The sequence below is a fragment of the Rhizobium sp. RHZ01 genome (genome assembly GCF_014851595.1).
GTDB classification, from domain to species: Bacteria; Pseudomonadota; Alphaproteobacteria; order Rhizobiales; family Rhizobiaceae; genus Rhizobium; species Rhizobium altiplani.
In genome coordinates this window covers 34,932-47,883 of record NZ_JACUZZ010000031.1, presented here as the reverse complement: position 1 = coordinate 47,883, position 12,952 = coordinate 34,932, and the positions used below count along the sequence as shown (strand labels likewise).

Genomic DNA, 12,952 nt, shown 5'->3' with positions numbered 1-12,952 from the left:
ACATCCTTGTCACTTGCCCCCGCGACGTTTCTCCTTATGCTCGCCTGAAAACGGATCCGGGAGGTCACCACATGATCCTGCACTGCGTGCTGATGCGGCTTAAGGCTGCCATGACAGGGGAAGAGAAGCAGTCCTTGTTTGACGCGATCGTCGCATTGAAGCAGGTGATCCCCGGCATCATCGACATCAAGTATGGCCCGAATGTCTCGCCCGAGGGGCTACATGCGGGCTACGTCGATGGTTTTGCGGTCACCTTTGAAAGCGCGGAAGCGCGCGACGTCTACCTCGTGCATCCCGAGCACGTCGGCGTCGGCGAGCGCATCGTGTCCTCGACCGACGGCGGCTTGGGCGGCCTGATCGTCTTCGATCTCAACTATTGAGGCCGGGCCGCGCCTTGGCGCGACCCAGCCGTCGCCGTCAGCTAGCTTTCGCCATCGCCGCCACGAGCTGGTCGACGTTGTAACGCAACATCTTCTCGTAGGTCGGAGCCGGCCCCTTGGTGTCGGAAAGAGACTCGACGTAAAGCTCGCCGCCGGGCTCTGCCCCCGTCGCCTTCGCGATCTGCCTGACGAGGCGCGGATCGTTGGAATTCTCGATGAAGTACGTCTTCACGTGCTCGGCCTTGATCTGCTCGATCAGCTTGGCGACATCGGCGGCGGAGGCTTCGCTCTCTGTCGAGACGCCGACCGGAGCGAGGAACTGCACGCCATATTCACGGCCGAAATAACCGAAGGCGTCGTGGCTGGTCAGGACCTTGCGATGGTCCTCAGGGATTTTGGCAAGCTCCGAGTGCGCGTAGGCATCGAGCGCATCAAGCTTCTTCAAATAGACTTCGGCGTTGGTCTTGAACGCCGCAGCATCGGCCGGCGCGGCCTTCGCAAGCGCCCCTTCGATGTTGGCGACCCAGACCTTGGCGTTGACCGGGCTGTTCCAGACATGCGGGTCGGTGACCGTCTGCCCATCCTCGTCCATGGTGCGGAACTTGATCCCTTCCGAGACGACGACCGGTTTGCCCTTGTAGCCCGAGGCGCTGATCAGGCGGTCCATCCAACCCTCCAGACCCTCACCGCTGACGAAGGCAAGCTGTGCAGCGTTGAGGTTCTTCGCGTCGCTTGGTGATGGTTCAAACTCATGGGGGTCGCCGTTCGGGCCGACGAGGCTTGTGACCGTGACGCGGTCGCCGCCGACCTGGCGGACGACGTCGGCAAGCACGGTGAACGATGCGACCACCTTGAGGGTTGCGGCAGAAGCCGACGTCGTCGAAAGCGCGACGAGTGCGGGAAGCATCATTGAGAAAAGCAGTCTGCGGGAAATCATTGGGGGTCTCCGGTTGTCAGCCCTTCAGATGCGGGCGAGGAAGATACCGCCGGGCAAGGCCCGACGGGGCGAGGAAGATCGAAATGGCGTAAAGCAGCGCCGCCGTCATGATGATCGTCGGTCCGGAGGCGAGTTCGAGATGGTAGGAGGCGATGAGCCCGAGATAGCCGGAGGCTGTGGCACTCGCCGCCGCGATTGCCATCATCGACGGGAGGCTAGGCGACCAGAGCTGCGCGATAGCGGCCGGCAGCATCATAAGGCCGACCGCCATCAACGTTCCCAGGGCCTGGAAGCTCGCGACCAGATTGAGTACGACCAGCAGCAGGAAGATAAAGTGATAGATCGGTCCGCGTCCGCCGATGGCTCGGAGAAAGCCGGGATCGAAGCATTCCGCGACCAGCGGCCGGTAGATGATCGCAAGCGTTGCCAGCGTCGCCGTGCTGATCGCGCCGATCTCGTAAAGGGCGGATGCATCGATCGCGAGGATGGTGCCGAAGAGAACGTGCAACAGGTCGATATTCGAACCGCGCAGCGAAACGATGAGCACGCCGAGCGCCAGCGAGGAGAGGTAGAAGCTGGCGAAGCTCGCATCCTCCTGTAAGGAGGTCGCGCGGCTGACCATGCCCGACAAAAGTGCAACTGAAAGCCCGGCAACGAGCCCGCCCAATCCCATTGCCGTAAGCGAGAGCGAACCGGCAATAAGATAGCCGATGGCGGCGCCGGGCAGAACGGCATGGCTCATGGCATCGCCGACGAGGCTCATTCGCCGCAGCATCAGGAACACACCGATCGGCCCGGAGCCAAGCCCCAGGCACAGGCAGGCGACGAGCGCGCGGCGCATGAAGCCATAATCCGCGAAGGGCGCGAGGAGGAGATCGTAGGCGGTCATCTGGCGGGCTCGCAAATGCCGGCGCTCTCGTCCCATCGCTCGGCCATCGCCCGCGCTTTGCGAAGGTTCGCCTCGGACATGACATCCGCCGTTGCGCCCCAGCCGATGACGTCGCGCGCAAGCAGGAGTGTCTGCGGAAAGTGGGCGCGGACCTGCGCGAAATCGTGAAGGACAGCAAGCACCGTTCGGCCTTCGCCATGCCAGTTGGCAACGATATCCAGAAGATCCCGCGTGGTGCGGCCATCGATAGCCGTGAACGGCTCGTCGAGAAGGATGACATTCGCATCCTGCAGCAGCAGCCTTGCAAAGAGCACGCGCTGAAACTGGCCAGCCGACAGCGATCCGATGCCGCGCCGTTCGAAGCCTCCCAGCCCAACTGCCTCCAGAGCGTCGTGCGCTTTCTGCCACTCCGCTGATGCAATGTGCCCTAAGGCCCCAGACTGTCGCCAGGCTCCCAGCAGAACCGTGTCGAGTACCGAGATAGGAAAGCGGCGGTTGATGTTGGCTGCCTGTGGCAGATAGCCGAAATCCGTGCTCTTCAGCCGGTGCCTTATCATGCCGGAGGAGGGACGGAGTTCTCCGATAATCGCCTTCAGCAGGCTCGATTTGCCGGCTCCGTTTGGGCCGGCGATCGCCGTCAGGCTTCCGGCCGCGATGGTTCCGGTCACATGATGCACGGCTGGATGCCGCTGATAGGCGACCGTTAGATCTTCAAGCTCGATCGCAATGGCGCTCATGGCAGTAGCGTCGCCCAATGGATTGCCGCCCAGAGCGGGATGCCGATCAAGGCAACATAGAAGACGCGACGGCCGGCAGAGAGCGCCATCAGGCCTGAAGAATGTCGAAGCTCCCAAAAAGTCATAGCAACACCAAAATGTAATAACATTACAGTTATGTTATAACAAATGAGGCAAAAAAGTGGCGTGCTGTGAACTTTGACGACGAAAAACAAAAGCGGCCGCATGGGCCGCTTTCAGTTTGGTTGAGGCTCGAAGCCTTACAGCTGTTCCAGCATCCTGGCGGCGCCGGAAACCGTAGCCTGACCTGGGCTTTCTTCGACGTTCAGTGATATCACGACGCCGTCTTCGACGAGCATCGAGTAACGCTTCGAGCGAACGCCGAGACCTCCTGCCGAGAGATCGGTGTCGAGGCCAAGCGCCTTGGTAAAGCCCGCGTCCCAGTCGGCGAGGAAGTGGATCTTGCCCATGCCGCCGGAAGACTGGGCCCAGGCACCCATCACGTGCCAATCGTTGACGGCGACGACGGCGATGTCATCGACGCCTTTGGAAAGGATGGTGTCGCGGTTCTCGAGATAACCCGGCAGGTGGTTCAGCGAGCAGGTGGGCGTGAACGCACCGGGGACCGCAAAGAGAACAACGCGCTTGCCGTTGAAAAGCTGCTCCGTCGAAATTTCGACCGGGCGATCCGACGTCTTCTCCTTGAAAGTGGCCGCAGGAAGCTTGTCGCCGATTGCGATGGTCATGGACGTCTCCTTGTCATATGGCGGCACTAATGCCGCGATTTTGGCGCGACTATAGAACGCGATCACTCAAAGGCAAGCGGTGTCTCGATGGCGCGCGAGCCGTCGATGACAAGAGCGCTCCATGTCTTTCCGCTGAGGTCATATGCCTTGGGAAGCTTGTCCACGGACAGCGTCGTCGTGAAGTTGCGACCGTCGCGATGGGTTGCCGTCTGTTTGGTAAAGACGCGCCCGCTCGGGCCTGTGACGATCACCTCAGGCGCGCTCTCGCCACTCTCCGGCAGGGTAATGCTGAGGGAAAGTTGCTTCATGTCGGCCGACAGCGCGTGGTCGTCGACTTTGAATGCGGAGGAGGCGGCTTGTGGCAAGGCTGCCTCGGCATCCCTGAGAATGGCCTCTTCGGCCGGCCGCGACTGGGCCAATGGTTTAAAGGTCAGCGATAGCTCTGCCTGGAAGGGGATGCAGATTTCCTCGCAGATGCCGATAAAGGCGTTTGCCTTGAGCTCATGAAGAGCAGGGTCTTTCGCCGTCAGTTGCAGCGGGAAGGTGACAGGCGCGTCGTAGGCAACCTCATCGATCTTGTCGGCGACAATGTGCTTTGGGACGGGGTAGCTCATCTTGTCGAGCGACACGCCTTCGGAGGAGAGAGTGACTTGAGGCGGGATGCCGCTGTTGCCCGGTTCGCGCCAATAGGTGATCCAGCCTGGCTTCGGCTCGATCTGCAATCCGGCGCGAATATTTCCGTTTGCATCGGGCGGAAGCGCGATCAGGCGCATCCGACCGCCCTCGTTGTCGGCCCAGGCGCTCATCTCCGCCCTGGCGGGCTGAGAAAACTGCAGCACGGCGACGAACAGGCACAGGGCGGAACCGCATTGGCGGATGGTGAGTGAAATAGTCTGCATGGATCAATGATGTATTGAAAATCCCTATGCTCGGCTAGAACTCGCGTACATTTAAGTTTTCATTTTCAGTTGATTGATCTGTGACATTGGCTCATGCTCATGGTGTCGGGGCCTAGCGCGGTCTGGCAGAAGGAGGAGTGATGTCCTTGGCGACCGTGAAAAACAAAAGAGAACGCGGCTTCTTCGATGGCCAGTTTCTCATTGCCATGCCGGGCATGGAGGATCGCAATTTCGCCCGCACGGTGATCTACATCTGCGCCCATTCGGATGCCGGCGCGATGGGGTTCGTGATCAACCGCCCGCAAGAGCTGACCTTTACTGACGTTCTCCTGCATCTCGAAATGATCAAGGACGAAGAAGCTATCCTCCTTCCTCAGCATGATTGCCCGATCCAGACGGGTGGGCCCGTGGAAAGCGGCCGCGGCTTCGTGCTGCACTCCGATGACTATCTCTGCGAATCCAGCATTCCCGTCAGTGACGATATCTGCATGACGGCAACGCTCGACATCATCCGCGCCATTTCCAATGGCAAGGGACCGAAGCGGGCGACCATGCTGCTCGGCTATGCCGGCTGGGGTGCGGGACAGCTGGAAGCCGAAGTCGGCAACAATGGCTGGCTCACATGCGCGGCGAATGAGGAGCTGATTTTCGATCGCAGCCTCGACGACAAGTACGAGCGAGCACTGGCCGCAATGGGTATCAATGCCGCCATGCTTTCAGCCGAAGCCGGCCACGCCTGATCGGCGGAACGATCTGCAAAAAAAGCGCGTTCTCTGCTGGCGCGGGCAATAAGGCCCAGTCACGAGAAGCAGGTTGATGGAAACCACGACCGGAAATTGCCCGCCGTCCATGTTGCACGATGGGTTTTTGATCCCTATCCCGAGGGAGGCGCGCGTTGAGGCTCTTTGTATGTGACAACTGCGACCAGGTTGTTCATTTCGACAATCGCCAGTGTGTTCGGTGCGGTCATCGCCTTGGCTTCCTGTCGAATAGTCTGCGCATGCATGCAGTTCAGCAGCAGGACGGCGATGTCTGGCAATACGTGGCTCAGCCGGATCTGGTGCGCTTCTGTGCCAATGCCGGCCTCGACGTCTGCAACTGGCTGGTGGAGGACGGAGACGCGGGGGATTACTGCGTCGCCTGCCGGCATAACAGGCTTGTGCCGAATTCAGCGACGCAGGATGGCGTCGATCGGTGGCGCCGCATCAGCCAGGCACAGCGGCACCTCTTCTACTCCCTCTTGCGTTGGCGGCTGCCGCACCCGGACCGCACGCAGGATCCCGTAGGCGGCCTGGTTTTCGACTTCCTCGAAGACACCGTCAAGGAAGACGGCAGCGTCGTGCCAGCGATGACGGGACACGAGGAGGGCCTTATCGCAATTCGGGCCGCCGAGGCCGACGACGTCACGCGCGAACAGGCTCGCACCTCAATGAACGAACCTTACCGGACGCTGCTTGGTCATTTCCGCCACGAGACGGGTCATTTCATCTGGAACCGCCTCGTGCGCGATAGGAACGCCTTCGATGGATTCCGAGCGGTGTTCGGCGATGAGCGCAAAGACTACAGCGAAGCCCTTGCACGGCACTACGCGAATGGCGCTCCGCCCGGCTGGCAAGAGAGTTTCGTCAGTGCTTATGCCAGCGTTCATCCCTGGGAGGACTTCGCTGAGTGTTTTGCTCATTACCTTCACATTGTCGATACCTTGGAGACCGCTCGCGCCTTCGGCGTTGCAATTGATCCCCGCGGTCACGAAGAGATGGCGGCCGAGGTGGATTTCGACCCCTACAGGGCAGCAAGTGCCGATCAGCTTGTCGACGAGTGGGTGCCGCTCAGCGTTGCGATCAACTCGATACAGCGCAGCATGGGACAGCCCGATTCCTATCCGTTCGTGCTCTCAGCGCCGGTGGTCACCAAGCTTGAATACATGCATCAGGTGATAGCGGGAGCCGCTGCGCCGCAATAGGGAGCGGCATAGCTTGGGTCGCGGGTCGGCTAGGCGCGCTTCGTCAGCGGGAACCGCTCCTTCAGCAGCCGCAAGACGGACTCCGATGCCATCGGCGGTCCGAACAGATAGCTTTGCCCGAAGGTGCAGCCCATCTTGGCGAGTTCCATCGCATCCTCGTTGGACTCGATCCCCTCGGCAACGACCTTCATATCCAGTTCGCGCGCCATGGCGATCACGGAGCGAATCACGGTCGCCTTCTTGTCGCTAGTGTCGCACACTATCGTCTTGTCGAGCTTGATCGTGTCGAACGGGAAGCGCGTCAGATAGGCAAGCGACGAATAGCCGGATCCGAAATCATCCAGAGCAAGGCCAAGGCCCATTTCGCGCAGCTTCTCGAGAACGAGGCGCGCCTGTTCCGGGTTCTCCATGACCATGGATTCCGTCAGCTCGAGTTTCAGGCGTGACGGATCGCAATGGGTCTTCGCCAGCACCGAGCGGACGTCGTCGAAAAGCTCGTTGTTAAGCAGCTGCGCACTGGAGAGGTTGATCGAGACGAAGATCGGCAGTTCGCCCGTCTGGTTCTCCCAGCCCATCAGGTCGTTCGTCGCCTGCTCCAGCGCAAAGCGGCCGAGCATGTCGATAATGTCGGATGCCTCCGCGATCGGTATGAACTCCGAAGGCGGAATGCTGCCGCGTTTCGGATGGTCCCATCGCATCAAAGCTTCGAAGCCGGCGATCTCCACGTCTTCAAGCCCTGCGATCGGCTGGTAGACCATCGACAGTTCCTTGCGCTCGATGGCGCGGCGCAGGTCGGATTCGAGCTGCAGCCGGTCGGCGCCGAAATCGCGGAAGGCGGGCTGGAACGGCTCGACGCGATTGCCGCCGGCGCGCTTTGCCCGGTACATCGCGAGCTCCGCGTCGCTGAGCATGCCCGCAGCACTTTCCTGCTGATCGACGAAGGAGGCCAGCCCGATCGACGCCGTCAGGATGATCTCGCGATTGGAGAAGTTGATCGGCACCATGATCGCCTTGCTGATCGCATCGGCAAAATCGGCCACCTTCGTCGGATCGCGTTCGGACGTCAGGATGAGACCGAACTGATCGCCGGAGAGGCGCGCGAGCGTATCCTGCGGCTTGAGGAGGCGGCGCAGGCGGCGCGTGAGCGCGATCAGGATATTGTCGCCGGCGGCGATCCCGAGCGTATCGTTCACCAGCTTATAGCGGTCGATATCGATCACCATCACCGTCGGGCGCAGCGTCTCGCCACCGGGCGCCAATGCCAGCACGGCCTGCAGGCGATCGAGGAACAGCTGGCGGTTCGGCAAGCCGGTCAGGTTGTCGTGCAGTGCGTCGTGGAGCAGCCGCTCGACGGAGTTCTTCTGTTCGGTGACGTCGATGATGGTGCCGACGCAGCGGATGATCTCACCGTTCGAGCCAAGCACAGGCCGCGCGCGGATGAGAAGCCAGTGGAAATGACCGTCTTCCGCGCGGATGCGGAACTCGTGGTTTAGTCGCCCGCGGCGATGTTCAAGGAGCACATCAAGCGTCGCGCGGAAGCGGTCGCGATCGTCGGGATGCAGCCGCGGCAGCCAATTGCGCGCGGCGCCATGCATAGCGCCGGGCGGGAGGCCGAGCTTGACGGAGACATCGGGTATCGTGACGATACGATCGCGCGCCACATCCCAGTCCCAAACCGTATCACCCGAGCCCGTTAGAGCCAGCGATTGACGCTCGAGATCGGAAAACAGCCCTTGCTGGAACGCGCCGCCAGCAAAGGCGTGCTGCATCACGGTAAAGCCGATCAGCAGGACGATGAGAACAAGGCCGCCGCCGAGTGCGGGCTGGATGATGTCGTTATCGAGCCGGCCGGTAATCGTCAGCCATGCACCGAAGATCCAGACAAGGATCAAGGCCCAGGCCGGGACCAGCAGGATCGCGCGGTCATAGCGGTTGAGCCCGAGGTAGACGATCAGCAGAAGGCCCAACGTCGCGGTCAGCGCGAAGGAGAGGCGCGCGATGCCTGCGGCAATTGCCGGGTCGTAGATCGCGACGCCGAAAAGCAACGCCAGGCCGAGCACCCAGGCGAGCGTCACGTAGCCGAGGTGCGTGTGCCACCGGTTGAGGTTGAGATAGGTGAACAGAAAGATGACGAAGCTGGAGGCAAGGGCGACTTCCGCACAGGCGCGCCATATTCGCTGGTCGGTCGACGCAATGCTGATCAGTTTACCGAGAAAGCCGAAGTCGACGCAAATGTAGCCGAGGACGGCCCAGGCGAGTGCCGCGGTTGCCGGCAGCATCGACGTGCCCTTGACGACGAAAAGGATAGTCAGGAACACCGCCAGCAGGCCGGCAATGCCGAGCACGATGCCGCGATAGAGCGTGAACGCGTTGATCGTGTCCTTGTAGGCGTCGGGTTCCCAGAGGTAGATCTGCGGCAGCTCCGGCGTCGTCAGCTCAGCAACGAAGGTGATGACGGCGCCGGGGTTGAGCGTGATGCGAAACACGTCCGCCTCGTCGCTCGGCTGCCGGTCGAGCGCAAAGCCTTCGCTCGGCGTAATGGCGATAACGCGCTGCGAACCGAGGTCCGGCCAGAAAAGCTTGGAATTCACGAGGCGGAAGTGGGGGGCCACGATCACGCGCTCAAGCTGCTCGTCGGAGACGTTGGCAAGCGCGAAGACGGCCCAGTCGCCCTGGTGGTTGTCGGAGCTGGCACGTACCTCAATACGGCGACGGATACCGTCGGCACCGGCAGCGGTCGAGACCTGAAAGGCTTCGCCCTGGTTGGCGTAGATCTCCGTCGTGGCAGTCAGGTCGAGTGCCGTGTCGTCGCGGGAAATCTTGACCGGTTCGGCGGCCTGAACGTGGCCAGCCACTAGCAGGATGGCTGACAGCAAGAGAGCTGCGATCACCGCGATCGATCGCCTGGCCGGTGATGAGAGCAGCATGCGGTTGTTGGTCATCGGCTGTCGGTTATCCTGCCTTTATCCGTGTCGGTGGCGAGCAATGAGAACATTACATGGTCGTGCCAATGACCGTTGATTTTCAAGTATCCGCGCAGATAGCCTTCCCGCTGAAACCCGGCTTTTTCAAGCAGGCGGATGCTCCGAGCATTGTCTGGAATACAGGCTGCTTCGATACGGTGCAACTCAAGCCCTGCGAAGATGTAGGGTATAACCAATTGAAGTGCGGCGAACATATGACCCTGACCGGCATAAGCCTCGCCCATCCAGTAGCCGATCATGCAGCTTTGTGCCGCCCCGCGCCTGATGTAGCCGATCGTGATGCCGCCGAGCAGCGTCATGCCCTGTTTGTGAAACAGAAGGAGCGGAATGGCCTGGCCGGAAGCGTACTCCTGCTTGCCGCGGATGACACGGGCGCGATAGGAGCCCTCCGTCAGCTCGTCGCGGCGCCATGTCGGCTCCCACGGTTCCAAGAACTGCCGGCTCGCCGCCCGCAGCTTGTGCCACTGGTTGAAATCCTGGTAGCGCGGCAGGCGCAGCACATAGTGCTCGTTCTCGAGCTCGACCGAATCCGGCTGTCGCGACAGAAACCGAAAAACCGATTTTGGCATCGATCACTCCCGGCAGGATGGATCTGGGATCAGACGAGGGCTTGCTTGCCCTGGTGATCGGGCGAGGAAAGAGACGCGGTAATATCCTCCATCGGGGCCAGATGTTCGAGCGGTCCAATGGCCGAGAGCGTCGGCACGGTATCGAAGAACAGGCGTCCCGCAAGATCCGTAAGGCGCTCGACCGTGATCCCCTCGAGGCGTTCCATCATCTCCTGGTTGGAGATGGGGCGGCCGTAGAGCATCATCTGCCTTGCGATCTGGCCGGCGCGGGCGGCGGGGCTTTCCTGGCCCATCAGCAGCTGGGCGCGGATCTGGGCGCGGGCGCGTTCGATTTCCTTCTGTTCGATCGTCGCCGCCGACTTGTGTAGTTCGTTAATGATAACAGGCACCAGCTCCGGCAGGTTCTCGCCACCGGTGGCGGCATGGATGCCGAAGATCCCGGTATCGGAGAAACCCCAGTGGAAGGCGTAGATGGAATAGCAGAGGCCGCGGATCTCGCGCACCTCCTGGAACAGCCGGGATGACATGCCGCCGCCGAGGATGTTGGCGAGGATCTGCGAACAGTAGAAGTCGCGGGCGTGATAGGCCTTGCCTTCGAAGCCGAGCAGGATCTGCGCATCCATCAGGTCGCGCGTCTCGCGGATATTGCCGCCGATGTATTTTGCAGGCTCCATGACGGGCGTCGCCGATGGCGAGGTGGGAAGGCTCGCGAAGCGCTCCTCGACCATGCGAGCGAACTCGTCGTGCCGGACGGCGCCGGTCGCAACGACGAACATCCGGTCGGTCGTGTAATTGCGGCTGAGATAGCCGCGGATCTGCTGCGGCGTGAACGACACCACGGTCTGCGGCGTGCCGAGGATCGCCCGGCCGAGGGTCTGGTCGCGATAGGCGGTCTCGGAAAACTTGTCGAAAACGACGTCGTCAGGCGTGTCGTTTGCCGCGTTGATTTCCTGCAGGATGACCTGTTTCTCACGCTCGAGTTCTTCCTCCTCGAAGGCGGACTCCGTCAGGATATCGGCCAGAATGTCGACAGCGAGCGGGACATGATCCTTAAGCACGCGGGCATAGTAGGAGGTCGTTTCGGTGGATGTTGCGGCATTGACCTCGCCGCCGACATCCTCGATTTCTTCAGCGATTTCGCGCGCGCTGCGGCGTGCCGTGCCCTTGAAGGCCATGTGCTCGAGCAGGTGAGCGATGCCATGCTCGTCTGTCGTCTCGTTGCGCGATCCTGATTTGATCCAAACTCCCAGCGCAACGCTTTCCAGATGCGGCATGGTCTGTGTGACTACTGTCAGCCCGGATTTGAGCCGGGTGCACTCAACTGTCATTGGCTATCTTTCTGCGCCTGCGTTACTTAGGCCCGAGTATGCTCGCCGATGAAGGTCTCAATGGCTTTGAGCTCAGGCTTCACAATCTGAAAGCGCTCCTCCTTGTGCATCAGATCAGCAAGCCACGTCGGAAGCGCGGGGTCAATACCGGAGGCCGATTTTACGGCGGCGGGGAATTTTGCCGGGTGTGCGGTGGCAAGCGTCACCATCGGCGCGTTCGGCTTCTCGTGTTTACCTGCAACGAAGACGCCGATTGCCGAATGCGGATCGAGAAGATAGCCGGTGTCGGCATGGGTTTTCTTGATCGTCAGGGCGACCTGCTTTTCGCTGGCGCGCCCGGCGCGGAAGTCCTTTTTGATGAAGGCGAGGGCGTCCTTTGCAATCTCGAAGCCGTTGGACTGCTTGAGGCTGTTCATCGCCGCGCGAACCTTCGATGCGTCGCGATCATAGGCCTCGAACAGCAGCCGCTCGAAGTTCGAGGAGATCTGGATGTCCATCGACGGCGAAGTCGTCGCTTTCACGGGTTTCATCTCGTAGCGGCCGGTCTTGAGCGTGCGGTCGAGGATATCATTCTCGTTGGTGGCGACCACCAGCTTGCCGATCGGCAGGCCCATGCGCTTGGCGCAGTAACCGGCAAAGATGTCGCCGAAATTGCCCGTCGGCACGGTAAACGAAATCTTACGGTCCGGTCCGCCAAGCGCGATCGACGTCGTGAAGTAGTAGACGATCTGGGCCATGATGCGGGCCCAGTTGATCGAGTTGACGCCGGAGAGTTTAACGCGGTCGCGGAAAGGTGCATCGTTGAACATTGCTTTGACGAGGTTCTGGCAGTCGTCGAAATTGCCTTCGACGGCAAGCGCGTGAACGTTGGAGGCCGTGGAGGTCGTCATCTGGCGCTGCTGCACCGGCGAGACCTTGCCGTTCGGGAAGAGGATGAATATGTCGGTGCGTTCGCGACCGGCAAATGCGTCGATCGCCGCGCCGCCAGTGTCGCCGGAGGTGGCGCCGACAATGGTCGCGCGCTCGCCACGCTTCTCCAGGGCATAATCCATCAGCCGGGCGAGCAGCTGCATCGCGACATCCTTGAACGCCAGCGTCGTGCCGTGGAACAGCTCCATGACGAAGCTGTTCGGGCCGGTCTGGACGAGCGGGGCGATCGCAGGGTGACGGAAGGTACCATAAGCCTCGTCGATCATGGAGCGGAACGTCTCGTCGGGAATCTCGCCGTTGGTGAAAGGCGAAAGGATCGTAAAGGCGACCTCCTGGTAGCTCTTGCCCCGAAGCGCGCGGATTTCCTTTTTCGTGAAATGCGGCCACTTACGCGGCACGTAGAGACCGCCGTCGCGCGCCAGGCCGGCCAGCAAAGCATCACAAAAACCGAGGGGAGGGGCTTCGCCGCGGGTCGAGATATAATCCACTGTCGTCATCCTTGATGTGCCGGCCGGAGGAAATCCGGGTTGGAGGGGAAGTCTGCCTGTCGCCGCATCTCGCTTGCCCTGCCGGCCGTGGCCCGCGATCCC

The 12,952-nt window shown here is 61.2% G+C and carries 13 protein-coding genes; 3 read left to right on the top strand and 10 right to left on the bottom strand.

Annotation, left to right across the window (positions count from 1 at the left end; all coding sequences use genetic code 11):
* Positions 1–71 precede the first annotated feature (71 nt).
* A complete protein-coding gene (locus tag IB248_RS25830; RefSeq protein WP_018859006.1) occupies positions 72–380 on the top strand; it encodes a Dabb family protein in 309 nt (102 codons plus the stop codon).
* Positions 381–417: 37 nt separating this feature from the next.
* Here the strand turns inward: IB248_RS25830 and IB248_RS25825 are convergent, their stop codons facing one another.
* From IB248_RS25825 to IB248_RS25805, 6 genes are all read right to left on the bottom strand, one after another.
* Positions 418–1,317, bottom strand: coding sequence for a metal ABC transporter substrate-binding protein (locus tag IB248_RS25825; RefSeq protein WP_192241876.1), 900 nt, complete (start codon positions 1,315–1,317; stop codon positions 418–420).
* A 16-nt stretch (positions 1,318–1,333) separates the two neighbouring features.
* Positions 1,334–2,206 (bottom strand): metal ABC transporter permease, encoded by an 873-nt coding sequence (locus IB248_RS25820; protein WP_025661105.1) that lies wholly within the window; start codon positions 2,204–2,206, stop codon positions 1,334–1,336.
* Positions 2,203–2,943, bottom strand: a complete 741-nt coding sequence (locus IB248_RS25815) for an ABC transporter ATP-binding protein (RefSeq protein ID WP_018859009.1) — start codon at positions 2,941–2,943, stop codon at positions 2,203–2,205. The genes IB248_RS25820 and IB248_RS25815 overlap by 4 nt, the downstream gene beginning before the upstream one ends.
* Positions 2,940–3,068, bottom strand: a complete 129-nt coding sequence (locus tag IB248_RS32230; protein WP_272481253.1) for a hypothetical protein — start codon at positions 3,066–3,068, stop codon at positions 2,940–2,942. The genes IB248_RS25815 and IB248_RS32230 overlap by 4 nt, the downstream gene beginning before the upstream one ends.
* 135 nt (positions 3,069–3,203) lie before the next feature.
* On the bottom strand, positions 3,204–3,689 hold the full coding sequence (locus IB248_RS25810) for a peroxiredoxin (RefSeq protein ID WP_192241875.1): 486 nt from the start codon (positions 3,687–3,689) through the stop codon (positions 3,204–3,206).
* 62 nt (positions 3,690–3,751) lie between these two features.
* On the bottom strand, positions 3,752–4,588 hold the full coding sequence (locus IB248_RS25805; RefSeq protein WP_018859012.1) for a protein-disulfide reductase DsbD domain-containing protein: 837 nt from the start codon (positions 4,586–4,588) through the stop codon (positions 3,752–3,754).
* 140 nt (positions 4,589–4,728) lie between these two features.
* Here IB248_RS25805 and IB248_RS25800 point away from each other — a divergent pair, with 140 nt between their 5' ends.
* Complete coding sequence (locus IB248_RS25800) at positions 4,729–5,328, top strand: YqgE/AlgH family protein (protein WP_018859013.1); 600 nt, start codon at positions 4,729–4,731, stop codon at positions 5,326–5,328.
* A 155-nt stretch (positions 5,329–5,483) separates the two neighbouring features.
* Positions 5,484–6,551 (top strand): putative zinc-binding metallopeptidase, encoded by a 1,068-nt coding sequence (locus IB248_RS25795; protein ID WP_192241874.1) that lies wholly within the window; start codon positions 5,484–5,486, stop codon positions 6,549–6,551.
* 29 nt (positions 6,552–6,580) lie between these two features.
* Here the strand turns inward: IB248_RS25795 and IB248_RS25790 are convergent, their stop codons facing one another.
* Genes IB248_RS25790 through thrC form a run of 4 tightly spaced genes read right to left on the bottom strand, consistent with a single transcriptional unit; the run spans position 6,581 to position 12,859 of the window.
* Entirely contained in the window at positions 6,581–9,493 is a 2,913-nt protein-coding gene (locus IB248_RS25790) for an EAL domain-containing protein (RefSeq protein ID WP_192241873.1), read from the bottom strand.
* On the bottom strand, positions 9,490–10,104 hold the full coding sequence (locus tag IB248_RS25785; RefSeq protein WP_062370482.1) for a GNAT family protein: 615 nt from the start codon (positions 10,102–10,104) through the stop codon (positions 9,490–9,492). The genes IB248_RS25790 and IB248_RS25785 overlap by 4 nt, the downstream gene beginning before the upstream one ends.
* A 29-nt stretch (positions 10,105–10,133) precedes the next feature.
* The gene (locus tag IB248_RS25780) at positions 10,134–11,432 is read right to left on the bottom strand and encodes a pitrilysin family protein (RefSeq protein ID WP_025661111.1); all 1,299 of its coding nucleotides are present in this window, start codon (positions 11,430–11,432) and stop codon (positions 10,134–10,136) included.
* Between the two features lie 26 nt (positions 11,433–11,458).
* The gene (gene thrC, locus IB248_RS25775) at positions 11,459–12,859 is read right to left on the bottom strand and encodes a threonine synthase (RefSeq protein ID WP_192241872.1); all 1,401 of its coding nucleotides are present in this window, start codon (positions 12,857–12,859) and stop codon (positions 11,459–11,461) included.
* Positions 12,860–12,952: the final 93 nt, after the last annotated feature.

Excerpts from the sequence above, each read along its gene's own strand:
- IB248_RS25830 (WP_018859006.1), top strand. The coding sequence starts at position 72 with ATGATCCTGCACTGCGTGCTGATGCGGCTTAAGGCTGCCATGACAGGG.
- IB248_RS25825 (WP_192241876.1), bottom strand. The coding sequence starts at position 1,317 with ATGATTTCCCGCAGACTGCTTTTCTCAATGATGCTTCCCGCACTCGTC.
- IB248_RS25820 (WP_025661105.1), bottom strand. The coding sequence starts at position 2,206 with ATGACCGCCTACGATCTCCTCCTCGCGCCCTTCGCGGATTATGGCTTC.
- IB248_RS25815 (WP_018859009.1), bottom strand. The coding sequence starts at position 2,943 with ATGAGCGCCATTGCGATCGAGCTTGAAGATCTAACGGTCGCCTATCAG.
- IB248_RS32230 (WP_272481253.1), bottom strand. The coding sequence starts at position 3,068 with ATGACTTTTTGGGAGCTTCGACATTCTTCAGGCCTGATGGCGCTCTCT.
- IB248_RS25810 (WP_192241875.1), bottom strand. The coding sequence starts at position 3,689 with ATGACCATCGCAATCGGCGACAAGCTTCCTGCGGCCACTTTCAAGGAG.
- IB248_RS25805 (WP_018859012.1), bottom strand. The coding sequence starts at position 4,588 with ATGCAGACTATTTCACTCACCATCCGCCAATGCGGTTCCGCCCTGTGC.
- IB248_RS25800 (WP_018859013.1), top strand. The coding sequence starts at position 4,729 with ATGTCCTTGGCGACCGTGAAAAACAAAAGAGAACGCGGCTTCTTCGAT.
- IB248_RS25790 (WP_192241873.1), bottom strand. The coding sequence starts at position 9,493 with ATGACCAACAACCGCATGCTGCTCTCATCACCGGCCAGGCGATCGATC.
- IB248_RS25785 (WP_062370482.1), bottom strand. The coding sequence starts at position 10,104 with ATGCCAAAATCGGTTTTTCGGTTTCTGTCGCGACAGCCGGATTCGGTC.
- IB248_RS25780 (WP_025661111.1), bottom strand. The coding sequence starts at position 11,432 with ATGACAGTTGAGTGCACCCGGCTCAAATCCGGGCTGACAGTAGTCACA.
- thrC (WP_192241872.1), bottom strand. The coding sequence starts at position 12,859 with ATGACGACAGTGGATTATATCTCGACCCGCGGCGAAGCCCCTCCCCTC.